Origin of the sequence: Xylanibacter ruminicola (genome assembly GCF_900142525.1) — a bacterium.
Taxonomy (GTDB): Bacteria; Bacteroidota; Bacteroidia; order Bacteroidales; family Bacteroidaceae; genus Prevotella; species Prevotella ruminicola_A.
In genome coordinates, this window is sequence record NZ_FRBD01000002.1 from 103,457 (window position 1) to 123,040 (window position 19,584).

Consider the following 19,584-nt stretch of genomic DNA (forward strand, 5'->3'; position numbering starts at 1 on the left):
TTAAGTAATAATTTTATTATAATTGGTAAATTAAATGATGCATAGGGTGGCCGCCCCACGATGTATCATCTTGGTGGCGGAAGCCTATCTGGGTGTATAGATGCTCGGCCTTGGGGTTGCCGCAGTCAACCAGCAAACCTACTGAGGGCATGCCTAAGGTGCGGGCTTTCTCGATAGAAGCTTTGAGTAGGGCAGTGGCAATGCCAAGCTTGCGATATGGGGCTACCACGCAGAGACTGTCGAGATAGAACTCGCCGGCGCTGGTCTCATCGTCAATATGGCTGTGGTCCATACCAAAACTCTGGCGGGCGCCATCGATAAAGGCCTGGCGCAGCTGATGCAGGCGGGCTCCATCGTAGGCCGTGCATATGCCAACAACCTCATGGTCAACAACGGCAACCAGCGTGTTGAGGTACGAATACTGACTATCGGTACGCTGAACCAGACTGGTCATCAGCTGGTGGAAATCACCAAGTGTATGATTGGGACCAGCCCACCACTGACAGCAGTCGTGATTCATAGCCTCCATGATGAGTGTGGCTATGCTTGCTGCTTCGGCAGGGTGGGCTGGACGTATGGTGAAACTACTCATTGCCTTTGGAAATTGTAATATCTGCGGACAAAGGTAGTGTTTTTTTCTGAATGAAAGGGCTGAAATCAGACAAATTTTAGCAAAATACCTCAAGATTGGTATTTCGGGATAGGGAAAAACTTTGTATCTTTGCCGCCGGAAACATAGAATAGATAAAAAGATGAAGAAGACGTTATTATGGATTGCAGCACTCGTGGTGGGTGCGATATTAGGTGTGCTGGGATTAGACTGGCTGAACGCTACAGCCGACTTCGTAGCAACGGTATATACACGATTGTTCCAACTGCTGGCAGTACCAACGATAGTACTGGCAGTGATTACCACTTTGGCCACCTTCGGTTCGAAGGGTTCGGGACGTATATTCGGACATACTCTTACTTATACTTTACTTACAACTATTGCAGCAGCGGCCTTAGGTGCAGTGCTATACGTGGTTATCGCACCGGGCAACGTTGCTGTCACCCAGCTAACCACAGATTCATCCCCCATTACCTCGAACCTCTCATATTACGACCACATTATCAGTATTATACCTAATAATATAGTAAAGCCATTCTTGGAGGGCAATGTGTTGTCGCTGCTGCTGTTGGCTTTTGCTGTGGGTATAGGCTTGTCGAAACTACCGGAATCAGAAAACAAATCCATAATAACTAAGGGACTGCTAGGCTTGCAGGAGCTGCTATTCCTGCTGATACGCTGGCTGATATGGACTCTGCCATTGGGCATCGTTGCCTTCTCGGCTCAGTTGTCGGCTCAGGTATCGGCAGGGGTGGTGGCCGACTCTATCGGCAAATATGTACTGGTGGTGTTGGGTGGTAACGTGATTCAGTTCTTTGTGGTGTTACCGTTGTTCCTGCTGGCTCGTGGACTGAACCCCATACACGTGCTTGGCAAGATGATGCCTGCGGTGCTGATGGCTCTGTTCACCAAGAGTAGTGCCGCCACCCTGCCCGTTACCATGGATACAGCTGAGAACCGACTGGGCATTCGCAAGAACATAGCCCGATTTGTATTGCCCATCTGTACCACCATCAACATGAATGGTTGTGCAGCATTCATCTTGGTAACATCGCTTTTTGTGATGCAGAATGGCGGTACACCGCTCACGTTGGGCACCATAGCGCTGTGGATAATCATATCGGTAGTGTCGGCCATCGGCAATGCCGGCGTACCTATGGGATGCTACTTCCTCACACTTTCGCTGATGTCGGGCATAGGCGCCCCAGTAGCTATTTTAGGTATCATATTGCCTATATACACTATCATAGATATGGTAGAGACGGCCGAGAACGTATGGTCCGACTCGTGTGTGGCCACTATGGTGAACCATGATCTGGCTGAAAAAGAATAATATTCTATAGAGAGCTAAAAACTATATTAAATTTAGAAAATACCATCAAGTAATTAACCATTTATAGGTATATTCTCTGAATGTTGCTGAAAATTTGGAGAATATATCTATTTGTTGTACCTTTGCACCCAGAATCAATATAGTTATTATGGGAAAGTATATTATAGCAGATAATCAGGAGATAACAAGGTATGCACTCGAGAGCCTGATACGGCAGAACGAGGAGAATACTGTGTATCGTGCATCGGACAAGACTAGTTTGGTGGCGAAGCTCAAGGAGCATGAGAATGCTACCGTGATACTGGACTACACGCTGTTTGACTTCGCCGACGAAGACCAGCTGCTGATAGTGAGCGAGAGATTTGCCCTATCGCAGTGGCTGCTGATAAGCGATGAGCTGACACCCCAGTTTCTGCGCCGTGTGATATATTCATCGCACCAGTTCAGTATCGTATTTAAAGACGGTCCGATGAAGGATCTGCGCGATGCCTTGAACGCCATAGCAAAACACGAGCGTTTTATCAGTCAGAAAGCACTTGAGGTGATTATCAATCAGCAATACGAGGAGGAGAAACCAGGAATACTGACTGCCACCGAGGCTGAGATCGTGAAGGCGATAGCCCAAGGCAAGACGACCAAGGAGATAGCCGAAGAGCGATTCTCGAGCGTACACACCATAACAACGCATAGAAAGAATATTTTCAGGAAACTGGGTGTAAACACAGCCCACGAGGTGGTGAAATATGCCATTCGTGCAGGACTTATTGACCCATCGGAATTCTACATATAATCATACAAAGACAGATGAAGAAACAAACCATTGCAATTAACACGCCCTATACCCGAAAGGACGTGTACGGGGCACTTGCTGTGCCTATATATAATAATGTGGCATTTGAGTTTGACGATGCCCAGGAGATGGCCGATGCCTTCTGTAATCGCATCAAAGCACCCGACTATGCCAGAGTTGAGAATCCTACGGTTACTAACTTAGAGCAGAGAGTTAAAGCTTTGACTGGTGCAGAGCATGTAACGGCATTCAACTCAGGCATGGCCGCCATCGGCAATGCACTGTTGGCTGCAACAGAACAAGGTAAGAACATCGTTACATCGCACCACCTGTTTGGTAACACACTGGCACTTATCACTACCACGCTGACAAGATTCGGTGTAGAACCACGACTTACAGACTTGACAAATTTGGAAGCAGTAGAGTCGGCTATAGACGAGCAAACTGCATGTGTATTTCTGGAGGTGCTTACCAACCCTCAGATGGAAGTGGCTGATCTGAAAGCCATATCAACAATAGCCCATAAAAAAGGCGTGCCTGTGATAGCCGACTCAACGGCAATACCTTTTACTGAGACAAATCTGAAGGAACTTGGTGTCGACGTTGAAGTACTGTCGAGTACCAAATACCTGTCGGGAGGCGGCACATCATTAGGCGGATTGATAGTAGACTACGGTAGCTTTCCTGAGATTAACAAGCGCGTAAAGTACGAACTGCTGTTTAACCTTGGTGCCTATATGACTCCACAGGCAGCTTATATGCAGACCTTAGGACTGGAGACACTCGACGTGCGCTACCAGCGACAGGCTGGAAATGCACTCTGGCTGGCTCAGGAGTTATTGGAGATACCAAACATTAAGCGTGTGAACTATATCGGACTGGCGGATAATCCTTTCCACAAGTTGGCAGTACGCCAATTCGGACCTACCGCTGGTGCCATGCTAACCATCGACCTGGCATCAAAGGAGGCGTGTTTCAGATTCCTAAACCGTCTGAAGCTGGTACACCGCGCCACCAACCTCTTCGATAGTCGAACGCTGGCCATACATCCGGCATCAACTATCTTTGGTAATTTTAAGGACGAGCAACTGGAACAGATGGATGTGCGCCAAACTACCATACGCCTGTCAATAGGACTGGAGTATAAGGAGGATATACTGAACGATATAAAACAAGCACTGAAAGATGACTTATAATTTTGACAAGATAATAGATCGCACTGGTAGCGGCGACTTGAAACATAACGTACTGAAGGAGCGCTACGGGCGCGATGACCTGTTGCCACTATGGGTGGCCGATATGGACTTTGAAACACCAGAGTTTATTACCCAGGCACTGCGCCAGCGACTGGAACACTCGCTGTTTGGTTATACCGTAGTTCCCGAGGATCTGTGGACTACCACCATCAAGTGGATTGCCGACCACCACCAATGGCAGGTTCAGCGCGAGTGGCTCACCTACATTCCTGGCATCGTTAAAGGCATAGGTATGGCTATCAACGTGTTTGTAAAGGAAGATGAGAAAGTCATTATCCAACCACCTGTCTACCACCCTTTCCGACTGACACCACAAGGCAACGGTCGCAAGGTGGTGTACAATCCGCTGAGAGAGAAAGCCGATGGCAGCTACGAGATGGACTTTGAGCAACTGGCGGCGGTGGCCGACGAGAAATGCAAACTGCTGATACTGAGCAATCCGCATAATCCCGCTGGCATATGCTGGGATGCTGCCACGCTGCGCAAGCTGGCACGTTTTTGTTACGAGCGGGGCATCATCGTGATATCCGACGAGATACATAGCGACATGGCGCTGTTCGGCAATCGCCATATACCATTTGCCACCGTCAGCGACGAGGCTGCACAGATCAGTATCACCTTTGGTGCGCCATCTAAAACGTTTAATATTGCAGGCATCGTAAGTTCGTATGCCGTAGTGCCCAATCCAACGCTGCGCCGCAGATTCTACACATGGCTGGAGGCCAACGAGCTGAACGACCCGCCGCTCTTCGCGCCTATTGCTACCATAGCGGCCTACCGACATGGTGAAGAATGGCGCCAGCAGATGCTGAGCTACATAGAAAGTAATATTGAGTTTCTGGAGGAGTACTGCCGCAAGTATCTGCCTGCCATCAAGCCAATACGTCCACAGGCATCGTTCCTGGTATGGCTAGACTGCAGAGGGCTGGGCCTGAACCACGAACAGCTTGTAGATCTGTTTGTTAACAAGGCACACTTGGCATTAAACGATGGCGAGATGTTTTACGAAAAGTCATGCCCCGAAGGACATGGCTTTATGCGATTGAACGTAGGCACACCAAGGGCCTTACTCCAACAGGCGCTCAAACAATTAAGCATCACTTTACGTCCCATAGGCTACGACCAATGATTGCCTACACCCTCTCTAGCCCACTACACAAAGAAAAAACAGAACCCCCCAAAAGCAATTATGCGGTATTTTGCTAAAATTATCCGATAACAACCAATTCATTCAGAAAAAAGCAGTACCTTTGCAGCCAAAATTACAAATATGGCGTTAGAACAAGCAATATTCCGCAGATCTGAACTCCTTTTAGGCGATGAGGCTATGAGCAACATTGCTCAGAAACGTGTGATAATCTTTGGTGTAGGCGGTGTTGGATCTTGGTGTGCCGAGAGTTTGGTGCGTTCAGGAATCAAACATCTTACGATTGTCGATTCCGATCGTGTATGCATCACAAATATCAACCGCCAGCTCATGGCAACGTCTAAGACTGTTGGACAGGTAAAGGTCGATGCACTTAAGGACCGACTGCTCAGTATTAATCCATCAGCTGAAATAACTGCCTTGCAGCAGATTTTTACAGCCAAGACTGCCGATAGCTTTAATATCGACAGTTACGACTATATTATTGATGCCATCGACTCGCTCAAGGATAAAACCTTACTTATTCTAATGGCTTGTAAGACTCAGGCCAAATTCTTTTCGTCTATGGGAGCTGCATTAAAGTTAGACCCTACTCGAATTAAAACTGCTGAGTTTTGGAAAGTGCAGGGCGATCCTTTGGCCCGTGCTCTGCGCAAACGTTTCAAACGCGACGGTCAGTATCCCAAGCGTAAGTTCCAATGTGTCTATTCTGATGAGTTGCTTGAGAATAAGGGCCACAACGCCACTTGTGGTACCGAGCATTGTATGTGTCCTAAGGCTAAGAATGGTCCAGGCGACCCTAGTCTGCTTAATCATGAGTGGTGCTCATCTAAAGCACAGATCAACGGCACTCTTGCCCATATCACTGCCATTTTTGGCTTTATGCTGGCAGGCTTGGTAGTGCAAGATGCCATAAAATAGATAAACTGAATAAATACCCAGATAATATACCTCGCTCAACCCAGAGCGAGGTGTTTTTTTGTGTGTTTTTGACGAAATACCATGTCTTTGGTATGCCAAATGACATGCAGAGGGGATTGTGGGAGCCGTCAAATCGCCGTACCTTTGCACCCAGAAATAATAATTAGTTGAAAGAGTTTATAAAGTAAGTATTTTAGAATTATGAAAACAATGAATCAGATGCGAATGCGAATGCAAAACCGAATGTAGATGCGAATGCGTATGCAGGAGTCTTAAAGGTGTGGTTACCGACATCGATGGTAACTTCAAACTCCAGACAAACGTAGAGGCTCCCCTAACTCTCCGCGTAGAGTTTATAGGATATCGTCCACTCGATGTAGATGTATATGATTTCGAGGAACCTGTAGAAATCACATTAAAAGAGAGACCGCGACGAACCACTTGAAAAGGTAGTAAACTTTGCCAAACAAACAGGCGTTACCTATCCACTTGGACTCGACCCTGGCGCCAACATCTATGCAAAATACGCCCTCCGAAAGTCAGGCATCACACGTAATATCTTGATTGACAAAGACGGAACAATAATCAAGCGAACCCGACTTTATAAGGAAGACGAATTCAGTTCCTTAGTCGAGACAATCGATAAATATCTTAAATAAAAAAATGCATGGGGCAAAACCTCATGCATTTTTTTGTTCTCATTTAAACTTCTGCTATCACCTCTATTTCTACCAAAGCACCTTTTGGCAGCGTCTTCACCGCTACAGCAGAGCGAGCAGGGAAAGGCTCAGCGAAAAACTCTGCATAAACAGAGTTCATGTCTGCAAAGTCACCCATATCAGCCATAAAAACTGTTGTCTTAACAACATTTGCCATGCAAGTACCGGCCTCTTCGAGAATAGCCTTGACGTTGGTGAGCGACTGGCGTGTCTGTTCCTTGACGCCACCCTCTACGAACAAACCTGTGGCAGGATCAATGGGTATCTGACCAGAGGTGTAAACGAGGTTTCCAACGCTGATGGCCTGACTATAAGGGCCGATGGCAGCGGGTGCCTTGGGGGTACTGATAACTTGTTTCATATCGCAGTTTTTTTAGTCTTCTTTTACGATGGGGTAGAGTTCGATGAACTCGCCCTGATGGTTCTTACCATCGTTGATGAGTTCGGCAAACTTCTCACCGACGGTCTCAATGTCGTGGAAACCAGGCAGAGCCATGTTGCCGTTCAAATCGGTGGTGGTGGGGCCTGGGTGAACAGAGAATACCTCAACTGGGGTGTTGCTCTGCTGGAACTCGATGGCCATCACACCCATCATGGCATTCTGGGCTGCCTTGCTGGCTACGTATGCCAGTGGGTGCCAGTAAGGGCTGATCTCTGAGGGAACGGTGACATTGGCGATACGGCCCTGATTCTTGGTGAGCAGAGGAATCAATGCCTTGGTCAGGGCAAAGGTGCCGATGAAGTTAACGTCGAGCGTCTCCTTGATATCGCTGAGCTCTGTGTGCTCGCTGTCAACGCTCATGTCGCCAGGAATGCCAGCGTTGTTAACCAGCAGAGTCAGTTCGGGATATTTCTCATTGACTTCCTTGACGGCCTGCTCAATGCTAGCCAGGTTGCGCAGCTCGAGATTCACCCAGCCTAATACATCAACGCCAGCCGACTTCAGCTCGTTGATAGCTTTCTGGGCGCGCTCTTCATCGCGTGCGCCGATTACTACCTGCCAACCACTCTTTCCGAGGTGCTTGGCTATTCCAAATCCGATGCCTTTGTTGGCACCTGTTACAAAAACAATCTTTGCCATATCTAATTTATGTTTTGAATCTGCGTGCAAAGGTAATATTTTTTTTCGGAATAGCCAATGAAGATCAACTAATTCTGTAAAAATAGAGACTATTATACATAAATACTAAATATCTCAGTTTTCTTTTGGGCAAAAGGAGTTTTTTCTGTAACTTTGCAGGCAGATTAATCAATAAGAACAATATGCCAAGAAAAAGTAGTGGAATGTGGTATGAGGTTCATCCCACACCAGTGAAAGGTGCGGACGGAAAGAACCTTGTTTATGTGCGTCCTAAGAGCGGAATGAAGCTCTCGATGAAGCAGCTCGAGGACTATTGCGAACGTAACTATAGCTTGCGATACGGTGAGCTGAGTCGTGCTTTCGATGTGTTTGTGCGTGTGGCTGGCAGATTCCTTGCCGAGGGCTACCGTATCGACACGCCCATAGGCTCGTTTGCGCCTAAACTGTCGCTTGCCAAGCAGATTACCGATGCCGACGAGGTGAAGGACCGCGATGTGCGATTGGAAGGTGTGGAGTATAATCCAGGCAAGCTATGGGATAAGGAAATCAAGAAGTGGCTCGATGGTTTCCGCCGTTTTCAGAATCCTGACACCAAGGAACTTCTTGCTGATAAGGAGAAACTGGAGCGGGAGATGAGAGAGTGCATAAAGCGTAACAACGGCTATATCACCGCTGGTATGTTTGCCCGCTATACAGGCCTCACCCTCTATTCTGCCCGCAAACAGCTAACCGAGTGGACCAAGGGCGAAAATCCTAAGCTGCTGATGACGCCAAGAGGCAAAGAGCACATCTATACCGAGATATAAATAGATGATGCTTGGGCTGGAGTACGTTTCAGATTGAGTAAAGGCGCTCGGTTGTTCGGGTATAGGCGCACAATCGTTTGGGTATAGGCAAACAATCACAAAGTTACTGTATTGCCCTTTTTATCCCTAGCTATTACCCCTGCCAGCTATAGCTATCGTACCCCAAAAGCATTAATAGCGGTTACGGTTACAACTGTAACCATGTGACCGCAGAAGTCAATAAACAGATTGTATAATAGTATAACATATTGAATATTAATTACTTATATGGTATAAAACATAAATTTCGGAGCAAAAAGGTTACATGGTTACAGCTGTAACCATGTAACCATTTCCAGTAAATCGGAACCAGATATGAATAACGAAGAAATAAAAAAGATTATTGACGATGAGCGCGTTGAGCAGTTAACAGCCCAGACCTGCCATCATTGGAATGTTGCCACACAGCGACTCGATGAACTTACAAAGGAGCTTGATGCCAAGGTAGAAACATGCATAGAGGCCGAAATCTATGCCATCATTATGCGCATGCAGAGTGCAGTTATGGCATTGGTAGAACTAAACAACCTGCCTTGCGCCTACTTACTATCTGAGTACACAGATCGCATCGGCCAAACTATTGCAAACAGCAGTATACGTCGTTCTGTAATGATGCTATTCAATCAATTGCAGAATGAACAACTGACAAAGAAACAGGGCGACTTCATCGACTTTGTAACCCAATCGCTGACACAGCATTTCGCATTGCCACAGGAAGAACAGAAAGCCATCGAGCAGAAGGTGTCGCCAATGCAGCACATCATAGCTAATTGTGCCCAGTATATGAATCCTGACGACCTGATAATGATTCTACAGGCGTTTCAGAATATGAATGCTGCCGACGACAGCGATCAAGAAGAGACTACTGGCTATATGCAGACTATACGCAAAATGACGGACGACCTGCGTGCGAAAATGGATGAGAATTTATCGATGATGGTAGTATGGCTGATAGTGCTCATGTTGTTGCCTGATTTGATCATAAATCTGATGAATAAGAGTAGAAGCAACAACAAGTCGATGGCTGCTCTTTTTAATAAGGTACTTGTACGCGTGCGCAAGAGCAATAGTTGGTATGATTATTGGAAAAACCGCCGAGATACACTCCGCGTGGTTAGTGACAGTTATTCGTGGAACGACATTATGACTGCTGAACGCGCCAAGGTACTAGCTGAACTGGGCAAGGTGCCTGGGGCTTTGTTTGCCAAATGGAGCACTGATCGTGAGGCATTCGAGGCTGATTTCTTTGATGTTCATCTCGACGACGATGCACTACGCCATTTTATTTTCCACCTTACTTATTTATATGAGATAGCCAGAGAACTTGACCCAATGACCAAGTTTGGCGATGAAGACATTGTTAATACCGAAGTGCAACAGGTGGGCGATGCTGTGATGGCAGCAGCACGCAGACTGATTAATTTGGTTGATGATTCTTGGATGCCTCATTATGAAACTATGTGGAAGGAGTTGATTGAGAACGAAAATATCTTTGCTCATCTTAAAGTGACGCGTAAAAGTCCGCACAACAACTTGTTTACTGCACGCTTCTTCTGCCATTTGGTGGGAGAAATGAAAAAAAGTGCAGTCTTCGGAGCCCATTCTGACTATGATCTGGCCGAAAAGCTTACCGACAAGCGCTCTGCAGGCACTTTCCGCAAGAATATTCAGGAAGGATTAAGCGATGATGAAGGAGAATTAAAAATTTTATTCCACGATATATTCCTGAAATACAAACGATTAGCACATCCTAAGAGCTAATTGCACTTAAGCTGAAATAATCCCATTTTGAAGGTGCAATCTCCCATAGTTCCTTTGCTGCGAATTTCAAAGCAAAGCGCTATGGGAATTATGATTTCAAAGAAATTTAGCGGCAAGCCTCGCAAGGCGAGCATGGCTGCTTACCGTCAACTGCTGGCGGAGAATCACGTGGAGGATATTCTCCAGGATGTGAAGCAGAACAAGAATTTGGATCGCAAGAAGGAGCTGCCCGTTTGGCTGCCTCTTGCAGAGTCGTTTACCAATGGTACACGTAAGGCCGACGATGCCCAGCCTTCAGGACTTTTCTTTCTCGACATCGACGAGAAAGGACTTACTGAGGAGCTCTGGGGTAAAGTCTGGGAGCAGAACCTCATCGAGGAGTTCCGTATCGTGTACTTTGCTGAGAGTGCTGGAGGCGGCACCCATATTTGGGCTTGGCGTACTCCTGGGGCATCTATCGAGGAAGACATCCAGAAGTTGGCGAGTCGACTGGGTGTTAGCTACGACTCGCATGTTACCGATTTGGCCCGTTGTTGCTTTATGGTTTCAGAGCAGTATGTCAAGTTGATTGACCCTGCCATCTTCGAGCCACTTACCGAGGAACAGAAAAAAGGCTTTCTCCCCCTAAGTAGGGGGAGCCGCCCCTCCTGCTCAGGAGGGGAATCCAGTGAGGAAATCTCCTGCTCAGGAGGGGAATCTTACAAAGGCATTGCCTACGAGAAAATCGTCCAGGCTTTGCTCTGGAAACTGGGCTATGGCGATGCTCCAGCCGAGGGTGAGCGAAACACCGCTCTCTACACCATGACTCGCTATATGCGATTCATCTGTGATTTCAATGAGCAGAAACTGTTTGCGATTCTGCCTCATTGGGGATTGGCTGATCATGAGGTGATGTCGACCATCAAAAGTGCTGTTGGCAGTACCCGTCCTTCCGACATTCCCTCGCAGATGAAAGAGGTGCTTTCGTTCCTCGGAGCATCGATGGAAAGTGGCGATGAGGATTCTGACGAGTCACTCTGTGCTCCTGTAGAAAAAGAGCTACCAGGTATTCTTCAGGACCTTGCCGACCATTCGCCCGAGGAGTTCAAGGAGGCCACGCTGATGGCTGCCATGCCTATGCTGGGCACATTGGCCACCAGTATCCGAGCCAAGTATCGTGATGGTAAACTGAATTCACCCAGTTTCATCGTCGATATCGAGGCGCCTCAGGCCACAGGTAAGTCGTTTGTCGACAATGAGTTTGAGTTGCTGATGGATCCTATCATCAAGCAGGACGAGGTGGAATGGCAGAAGGAGATTGAGTATTCGCTGGCCAAGAAAGACGGTCAGGAGGTTGAGAATCCTTGTTCTCAGATTCGAATCATCGAGCCCAATATCGGTGTGTCGGCCTTCCTCGAGCGTGCCCTCTATGCCAAAGGCAAGCATCTGTTTACTTATGCTCCTGAGATTGAGACGGTGCTGAAGAATAATAAAGGTGGAGCTTGGACTGAGAAGAACGACTTGTTCCGATTGGCCTACGATAACAAGCCTTGGGGGCAGCATCGTATCTCGAAGGATTCGTTCTCGGGCAAAGTCACCCTCTATTATAATATGGTGATGTGTGGTACTCCTAACAAGTGCCGAGCCTTCTTTGCTGATGCCGAGAGTGGATTGGTGAGCCGAGTAACTCCTGTGGTTCTGCCTGATATGACTGGCGCCAAGATGCCCCACTTTAAAGAGTGGACCAAGGATGAAGAAGAGAAAGTGAAGCGCCAGTGCCTCTGCCTGATGGACGAGGAGGGTGAAGTTGATCTGCCTCTTATCAATAAGGCCATCGAGGAGTGGGACGAGTCAAAACGTCAGGAGTATCTGCAGACGTTGCGCTACTCGCTTGATGTACTTCGTCGTCGAGCAGCCCTTAATGGGTTCCGTGCCGGCATCATCGCCTATCTGCTTGAAGGCCGAAAAGAGACGGAGCGAGCCATCAAGTTTGCCCTTTGGTATGCTGAGCGTTGTCTGCACTACCAGTTGCTGATTTATGGTGATAAGATTGATGCTCTGCATAATGGTGCGATATGCCCTCAGGCCTCAAAGGGCAACATCCGCTATCTGGATGCCCTGCCCAAGGAGTTTACCAAGGAAGATTTGGTTAATCTGCGCCTTGCCAATAACGAGTCGGCGGTGGTAAAAACCATCATCTGTCGTTGGGGAAAGGAAGAAAAGATTAAGAAAATCGGCCCTAACCTCTGGCAGAAATGCCCATTGTAAATAGAACCGGAGGAATCTCAAATGAGATCCTCCGGTTTTGGGTTATCATAACTCTGCATGTTATATCGCATACCATAGATATGGTATTTCTGCAATAATTGTTAACAAAAGTACCAATGAAAGGATAAAATGCCTATATTTGCACGATTATCAATCACAAATATAAACCATTTGTATGATGTATTTAAACAGATTTCTAGTTACGGCCGTGGCCGTTTGTTTGGCATTGCCTATGATGGCAGCTAAGCCAAAGTTTGAGAATTTTAAAGTTTCGACCTACATCCGGGCACAAGATGTGGCAAGGATGGATGATGAGAAGTTCTTGAAATCGACGTGGGAGGTGGTGAGCCAACAGGTGGATTTGGACAAGATTTATCTGGAGACGCACCGCGATGCATTCACCGTGCCCGAGAAGACGATGCTGAAAGTGAAGAAATTCTTCGAGAGCAAAGGTCTTGAGGTGGGCGGAGGTATCACCTATACCCGTTCGGAACCTACTGACTTTGAAACCTACAGCTACGCACGCCCCAATGAGCGTAAGATAGTAAAGGAGGTTGCAGAGTATACTGCAAAGCTGTTTAACGATTTTATATTGGACGATTTCTTCTTCATCGATCTGAAGAACGATGACGAGATAGCAGCCAAGGGTAGCAAGAGTTGGACGGAATACCGCCTACGCTTGATGGCCGATGCCGGTAGGGAATTGGTGGTGAACCCTGCCAAGGCTGTTAATCCTAAGGTGAAGGTCATCGTGAAGTACCCCAACTGGTACGATCACTTCCACGGTTTAGGTTTTAACTTGGAGGAAGAACCTGCATACTTTGATGGCATCTGGACGGGTACTGAGACACGCGATCCAGGCTCGGCCCAGCACCTGCAGAACTATTTGAGCTACAACGTGGTGCGCTATTTCGACAACATCGCTCCTGGCAAGAACGGAGGCGGATGGGTGGATGCAGGTGGTATACACATGAGCATGGACCGTTATGCCGAGCAGCTACATCTGACGATGCTGAGCAAGACTCCGGAAATCATCCTGTGGAACTACATGCAGCTGTACGAGGTGAAGATAACCCCACAGCAGCGTGCTAAGTGGCAGGAGGCTGCCAGCAGCTTTAACTACGATCAGATGGTGGCACCATACACCCGAAACGGCAAGACCATCACACCAACATCGCTGGCACGATATGCCGATGTGACATTGCATCAGACAGACAAGCTGGTAGGTCAGCTGGGTAACCCCATCGGACTGGTTTCTTACAAGCCTTATCACTCAAATGGCGAGGAATTCCTGCAGAACTACCTGGGCATGATAGGACTGCCAATGGATATGCATCCTCAATTTCTGACCGATCGTCAGCAGATACTGTTGACAGAGCAGGCTGCCAAGGACAAACAGATTGTAGAGAAAATCAAGCAGCAGCTAAAGAAGGGCGGCGACGTGATTATAACCACTGGTCTGCTGAAAGCTATACGCAGTGAGATTGCAGATGTGTGCGAGTTGTATTGTGGCGATCTGAAGGCCATCGTTAACGACTTTGGTTGGAATGGAAAATCAGAGCGTGAGTTCATCATCCCGCAGGTGAAGTATTTTACTAACGATGCCTGGGAGGTAGTCAGTGCCGGTCGCCCGCTGAACGGTGGTGTTTCGGGCTATCCGATACTGTTGCGCGATACTTATTCTAAGGGTACGCTGTTTGTACTCACCATTCCTGACGACTATGGCAATCTGTACGATTTCCCTGCAGGTGCACTGAACATTATTCGTAGAGCCATGAGCAAGGATGTTGGTGCATATATCGAGGGACCATCGAAGGTTTCGTTCTTCCCCTACGACAACAAGACTATGGTGGTAGAGAATTTCAACGACACACCTGTTAGCATCAAAGTGGTGGTTTGCGCCAAGGTCTCTAGCATGCGCAATCTGCTTACCGGCGAACAGTTAAAGCCTGCTGACCAGCCCAAGGGTCCGATGATGTTCTTCAGAAGTCGTTTCACAGGTTATCCTGATGGCGCAACGGTGTTTGATGTGAAACTACCTGCTCATAGCTATATCGGATTAGGATATAAATAAAAAAAGAATCCTCGCTCATTTCTGGGCGAGGATTTCTTTTTGTGATTTATTTGTTGAGTTTCCAGGTCACACCGTCCTTGGTGTCCTTTACCTCGAAACCTGCTGCTGCAAGTTCGTCGCGAATCTTATCGCTGGTGGCCCAGTCCTTATCGGCCTTGGCCTTGGCACGCAACTCAAGCACCATGTCCATCACCTTACCAAAGGCGGCCTCGCGCTCATCGTTTGTGCCACTCTTCTCAGCCTTCAGTCCGAGAATGTCCTCAGCAAAGAGGTGCATGGTCTCCTTCAGCTCGTTAAGGCACTCAGCGCAGATGGTGGCCTTGTGGTCGGTCAGTTTGTTGACTACGGTGCAGGCCTCGAACAGGTTGCTGATAACCTGAGGTGTAGCCAGGTCGTCGTTCATAGCATCGTAGCACTTCTGGCGCAATGCCTTTACCACCTTCTCGGTCTCGGCGTCGCACTTGTCTGATACCTGTACACGCTCCAAGTCGGCAATGGCGTTCATCATCTTCTCCAATCCCTTCTCGGCAGCCTCCAAGGCTTCGTTCGAGAAGTCGACGGTGCCTCGATAGTGGGCGCTCAGCACAAAGAATCGGATAGTCATTGGCGAGTAGGCCTTCTTCAGCAGTGGGTGATTGCCAGTGAAGAACTGCTCGAGGGTAATGAAGTTGTTATACGACTTACCCATCTTCTGGCCGTTGATGGTCAGCATATTATTGTGCATCCAGTACTTTACGGCGGGGTGCCCCATTGATGCCTGTGCCTGTGCAATCTCACACTCGTGGTGGGGGAACACCAGGTCCATGCCACCTCCGTGGATGTCGAACTCCTCGCCCAGATACTTGCGGCCCATAGCTGTACACTCACAGTGCCAACCAGGGAAACCGTCGCTCCAAGGAGATGGCCAGCGCATGATATGCTCGGGCTGAGCTTTCTTCCACAGGGCAAAGTCGGCCTGATTGTGCTTTTCGCCTACACCTTCAAGCTCACGGCTTGCGTCCTTGATGTTCTCAAGCGAGCGACCAGAGAGAATTCCATATTTGAACTTCTTGTTGTAAGCTTCGATATCGAAGTAGATAGAACCATTACTCTCGTAGGCAAAGCCATTGTCGATAATCTGCTGAACCAGCTGCTGCTGCTCGATGATATGACCAGTAGCATGGGGCTCGATTGATGGGCGCAGTACATTCAGCGCATCCATATACTTATGGTAGCGGTTGGTGTAGTACTGTGCTATCTCCATGGGCTCCAACTGCTCCAGACGGGCTTTCTTGGCAATCTTGTCTTCGCCCTCGTCGGCATCGTGCTCCAGATGGCCCACATCAGTAATGTTACGCACGTATCTTACTTTATAGCCCAGGTGCTTTAGGTAACGGAACACCAGGTCGAAAGTAATAGCTGGACGGGCGTGTCCCAGATGGGGATCGCCATATACTGTAGGTCCACACACATACATGCCCACGTTGGGGGCGTGAAGCGGCTCGAAACGCTCTTTCTGTCGCGTCAGGGTATTGTAAATGACAAGCTTTGATTCCATATGCTATCCAATTTTGGCTGCAAAGGTACGATTTTTTACGCACGAATTACATTAATTACGCTATTTTTTTTATTAATGGGCTCTTTTTTAAGCCGATTCGTCTGTGGCTTGAAGTTTTTTTAGTATTTTTGCAGCCGGATAATAATGGAATAGACTTTAATCAATGAATGTTGCAAGCAAAATACGAAACAATGCGTCGGCCACGTTAGGTTATCATTTTGTGGCTTTCCTGATAGTCGCTATTTGGGGTAGTACCTTTGTGTTTACAAAGATATTGCTCCAGAACGGATTGTCACCAGCACAGATATTCACCCTGAGATTTATCATTGCCTATCTGCTGATGGTGATTGGTTCTCTGGCATCGGGAAAGAAGTTCGTGCTGTTCTCCGATTCCTTGCGCGATGAGTTTATCATGTTGATGCTCGGCATTACAGGTGGTTCGCTTTATTTCCTGACCGAGAATGCCTCGATGCTCTATACCACAGCCACTAACACCTCGCTCATCGTCTGCACCTGCCCACTGTTTGCCATCCTGCTTGTAGCCGTGGTGTATCGGCATTCCGAGCATATATCCAAGATACAGGCCCTGGGCTCCATCATTGCTTGCTTAGGTATGGCGGTTGTTGTGCTTAACGGCCATTTTGTATTGCATCTCTCGCCCATAGGCGATATGCTGGCATTGGGCGCTTGTCTGTGTTGGGCAGTCTATTCGCTGCTCATGAAACCGGCAAGTCAACGTTATAGCACGCTCTTTATTACACGCAAGGTGTTTTTCTACGGCCTTGTTACCATTATACCTTATTATATAATAGAGCCAGGTTTCCCTCCGATGGAAGTTCTGCTTCGTACCGAGGTGGTTGTCAACCTGCTGTTCTTAGGTATCGTGGCATCTATGCTCTGTTTTGTTTTGTGGAACTGGGTGATAGCTAAACTGGGCACGGTTGCGGCAACTAACTGGGTTTACTTTAATCCTATCACCACCATTATCTTTGCGTGGTGGTTGCTCAACGAGCAGATAACCGTATGGTTTATGCTGGGTTCGCTGCTCATTATTTCAGGAATGATATTATCAGATAAAAAATAAACTTATGAAACAAAGATTAATTAACCAAGCTCTATTAGGTTTACTGTGTGTGTCGCTGACTTCGTGTTCCATCATACGAGGTCTTAGAATGGATGGTAAGGGAGGCCCCGGCATATTCAGTTTCACCAAGCATCCGCATGATACGATTGCCAATGGCGATAACGTGTTCAGTTTTCCTGTTGCCCATCATCAGGCCAGTTGGATAGATACACTGCACTTCTTTAATCAAGGCAAGTATTACAAGAATGCCACTCTGCCCGAGGCAATCAGCAAGAAAAGCTCGACTCAGGGCGTGATGATTATCCATAACGATAGCATTATCTACGAAAAATATTGGGGCGAGATGACATCCGACCGCTTGGCTACGGTGTTCTCGGTGTCAAAATCCATCACATCGCTGATGTGTGGCATTGCTGTCGATGATGGTTATATCCGCAGTATTGATGATGACGTGACACAGTATCTGCCTGAGCTCAAGAAGAAAGATCCGATGTGGCAGAAACTCACCATCCGACATCTGCTTGACATGCAGAGTGGATTGGACTTTGACGACACCTACTCTCTTAAACTGAAAGACTATAAACGCCTGCACGCCATGGCGCGACTGAACTACGGTCATAACGTGATGAAGCAGATTCGTGGTTTGAAATTCCGTACAGAACCCGGCGCTGAACATCGCTACGAAAGTATGACATCACAGATTCTGGGTGTGGTCATCGAGCGTGCCTCGGGCAAGCACTTTGCCGACTACCTGAGCGAGAGGGTGTGGAAACCGTTGCAAATGGAGTCGGTGGGAATCATTAATATTGATAGCCATAAGCGCGATGTGGCCCATACTTTCGGAGGCGTGGCGCTCACCATGAAGGATCTTGCCAAGATAGGTCGCCTTTATCTGAATGGCGGTGTTTGGGATGGCAAGCGTATTGTGAGTGAGGAGTGGGTACGCCAGACTGCCGAATACGATACCAGTAACGAGGGCTATCATTTCAACTGGTATAACCTGAGCAGTGTGGGTGCTGATAAAGACGAATATCCCGGCTATTACGCCCTTGGCATTGGTCATCAGGTGCTCTATGTTAATCCCTATAAGCAGCTGATTATGGTGCGAGTGGGGCAGGGTAGCAATAACGCCACGTTTGCACCTTTGCTGTTCGAAGAGTTAAGCAACTGTGGTAAGTTCTGAATAAAAAGAAATCCTCGCTCTGGTTTGGGCGAGGATTCTTTTTTATACCTTGTTGATAGGATGGCCGTTGATAAACGCGGCTACGTTATCAGTGGCTATCTGAATCAGACGGATGCGGGCTTCGTAGCTGGCCCATGCTATGTGTGGCGTGATGTAGGCATTGGGCTGACCGAGCAGCGGATTGTCGGCCTTAGGTGGCTCTTCTGTCAATACGTCGGCACAGAAGGCGTAGAGTTTTCCTTCGGCCAAGGCATCGGCCACAGCCTGATCGTCAATCAGCGGACCGCGACCAGTGTTGATGAGGATGGACGATGACTTCATCTTCTTCAGCGAGTCGCGATTGATGAGATGACGGGTGCCGTCAGTCAGCGGACAGTGCAGCGAGAGCACATCGACTGTTGACAACAGTTCGTCCAGCTCCACCTTCTCGATGCCTGCGGGCAGGGTGGTCTTGCTGGTAAGCGCCTTGACCTTCATGCCGAAGGCCTGTGCTATCTGAGCCACACGCATGCCGATATTGCCGAGACCTACGATACCGAAGGTCTTGCCAGCCAACTCGCTCAGCAACGTGTCGCAGTAACTGAAGTCGGGATTGTTACTCCATCGACCAGCGCGGTTCTGTGTGGCATAGTGCTCCACGCGGTTGGTCACGGTCAGCAGGTGGGCAAATACCATCTGTGCTACACTCTCGGTGCTGTAGGCCGGCACGTTGGTCACGATGATACCACGCTTGTGAGCCTCCTCGATATCCACCACGTTATAGCCCGTAGCCAGCACGCCAATGTATTTCAGGTTGGGCAGCTGCGCCATCACCTCTCGGCTGATGATTACCTTGTTTGTCAGCACGATGTCTGCATCGGCAGCTCTTGCCACCGTCTCCTCGGGCTTGGTGCGGTCATAAACCACCAGTTCGCCCAGTTTCTCCAGCTCGCTCCAAGATAAATCGCCTGGATTAGCTGTAAATCCGTCTAGTATAACAGTCTTCATTTTGTATAA

At 48.0% G+C, this 19,584-nt stretch carries 17 protein-coding genes and 1 pseudogene; 13 read left to right on the top strand and 5 right to left on the bottom strand.

All coding sequences use genetic code 11. From position 1 onward, the window contains the following. Nucleotides 1-16: 16 nt before the first annotated feature. On the bottom strand, nt 17-592 hold the full coding sequence (locus tag BUB86_RS01595) for a GNAT family N-acetyltransferase (RefSeq protein ID WP_073204302.1): 576 nt from the start codon (nt 590-592) through the stop codon (nt 17-19). 160 nt (nt 593-752) lie between these two features. Between BUB86_RS01595 and BUB86_RS01600 the strand changes: the two genes are divergently transcribed. From BUB86_RS01600 to BUB86_RS01625, 7 genes and pseudogenes are all read left to right on the top strand, one after another. After that, nucleotides 753-1,943, top strand: coding sequence for a dicarboxylate/amino acid:cation symporter (locus BUB86_RS01600; RefSeq protein ID WP_081373032.1), 1,191 nt, complete (start codon nt 753-755; stop codon nt 1,941-1,943). 148 nt (nt 1,944-2,091) lie between these two features. After that, nucleotides 2,092-2,733: a helix-turn-helix transcriptional regulator gene (locus BUB86_RS01605; RefSeq protein ID WP_073204307.1), complete on the top strand. Its 642-nt coding sequence runs from the start codon at nt 2,092-2,094 to the stop codon at nt 2,731-2,733. 14 nt (nt 2,734-2,747) lie between these two features. After that, entirely contained in the window at nt 2,748-3,929 is a 1,182-nt protein-coding gene (locus BUB86_RS01610; protein WP_073204312.1) for a trans-sulfuration enzyme family protein, read from the top strand. Next, a complete protein-coding gene (locus tag BUB86_RS01615; protein ID WP_073204314.1) occupies nt 3,919-5,118 on the top strand; it encodes a MalY/PatB family protein in 1,200 nt (399 codons plus the stop codon). The genes BUB86_RS01610 and BUB86_RS01615 overlap by 11 nt, the downstream gene beginning before the upstream one ends. 141 nt (nt 5,119-5,259) lie before the next feature. Continuing rightward, entirely contained in the window at nt 5,260-6,057 is a 798-nt protein-coding gene (locus tag BUB86_RS01620; protein WP_073204319.1) for a ThiF family adenylyltransferase, read from the top strand. A gap of 280 nt (nt 6,058-6,337) precedes the next feature. Next, nucleotides 6,338-6,502, top strand: coding sequence for a hypothetical protein (locus BUB86_RS17435; RefSeq protein ID WP_175549374.1), 165 nt, complete (start codon nt 6,338-6,340; stop codon nt 6,500-6,502). After that, a pseudogene (locus BUB86_RS01625) lies at nt 6,483-6,716 on the top strand (TlpA family protein disulfide reductase); the annotation flags it as partial. The gene BUB86_RS17435 and the pseudogene BUB86_RS01625, both read left to right, overlap by 20 nt. A 43-nt stretch (nt 6,717-6,759) precedes the next feature. On the opposite strand, the gene BUB86_RS01630 reads toward BUB86_RS01625, so the two are convergent. After that, complete coding sequence (locus tag BUB86_RS01630; protein WP_073204321.1) at nt 6,760-7,137, bottom strand: RidA family protein; 378 nt, start codon at nt 7,135-7,137, stop codon at nt 6,760-6,762. Nucleotides 7,138-7,149: 12 nt separating this feature from the next. Continuing rightward, entirely contained in the window at nt 7,150-7,857 is a 708-nt protein-coding gene (locus BUB86_RS01635; RefSeq protein WP_073204324.1) for an SDR family NAD(P)-dependent oxidoreductase, read from the bottom strand. Between the two features lie 182 nt (nt 7,858-8,039). Here BUB86_RS01635 and BUB86_RS01640 point away from each other — a divergent pair, with 182 nt between their 5' ends. From BUB86_RS01640 to BUB86_RS01655, 4 genes are all read left to right on the top strand, one after another. Further along, complete coding sequence (locus BUB86_RS01640; RefSeq protein WP_073204327.1) at nt 8,040-8,663, top strand: hypothetical protein; 624 nt, start codon at nt 8,040-8,042, stop codon at nt 8,661-8,663. 354 nt (nt 8,664-9,017) lie between these two features. Continuing rightward, on the top strand, nt 9,018-10,463 hold the full coding sequence (locus tag BUB86_RS01645) for a hypothetical protein (protein WP_073204330.1): 1,446 nt from the start codon (nt 9,018-9,020) through the stop codon (nt 10,461-10,463). Nucleotides 10,464-10,553: 90 nt separating this feature from the next. After that, entirely contained in the window at nt 10,554-12,710 is a 2,157-nt protein-coding gene (locus BUB86_RS01650) for a DUF3987 domain-containing protein (protein ID WP_139261296.1), read from the top strand. Between the two features lie 175 nt (nt 12,711-12,885). After that, on the top strand, nt 12,886-14,784 hold the full coding sequence (locus BUB86_RS01655; protein ID WP_139261298.1) for a hypothetical protein: 1,899 nt from the start codon (nt 12,886-12,888) through the stop codon (nt 14,782-14,784). Between the two features lie 46 nt (nt 14,785-14,830). Here the strand turns inward: BUB86_RS01655 and cysS are convergent, their stop codons facing one another. Further along, on the bottom strand, nt 14,831-16,321 hold the full coding sequence (gene cysS / locus BUB86_RS01660) for a cysteine--tRNA ligase (protein WP_073204335.1): 1,491 nt from the start codon (nt 16,319-16,321) through the stop codon (nt 14,831-14,833). Nucleotides 16,322-16,484: 163 nt separating this feature from the next. On the opposite strand from cysS, the gene BUB86_RS01665 reads away from it, so the two are divergent. Both BUB86_RS01665 and BUB86_RS01670 read left to right on the top strand, forming a co-directional pair. After that, nucleotides 16,485-17,405 carry a DMT family transporter gene (locus BUB86_RS01665; RefSeq protein ID WP_073204338.1) on the top strand — a complete coding sequence of 307 codons (921 nt, stop codon included), beginning with the start codon at nt 16,485-16,487 and terminating at the stop codon, nt 17,403-17,405. Between the two features lie 4 nt (nt 17,406-17,409). Further along, the gene (locus tag BUB86_RS01670) at nt 17,410-18,588 is read left to right on the top strand and encodes a serine hydrolase domain-containing protein (protein WP_081373033.1); all 1,179 of its coding nucleotides are present in this window, start codon (nt 17,410-17,412) and stop codon (nt 18,586-18,588) included. A gap of 42 nt (nt 18,589-18,630) precedes the next feature. Here BUB86_RS01670 and BUB86_RS01675 read toward each other — a convergent pair whose 3' ends face one another. Then, nucleotides 18,631-19,575, bottom strand: a complete 945-nt coding sequence (locus BUB86_RS01675; RefSeq protein ID WP_073204344.1) for a D-2-hydroxyacid dehydrogenase — start codon at nt 19,573-19,575, stop codon at nt 18,631-18,633. Between the last annotated feature and the right edge of the window lie 9 nt (nt 19,576-19,584).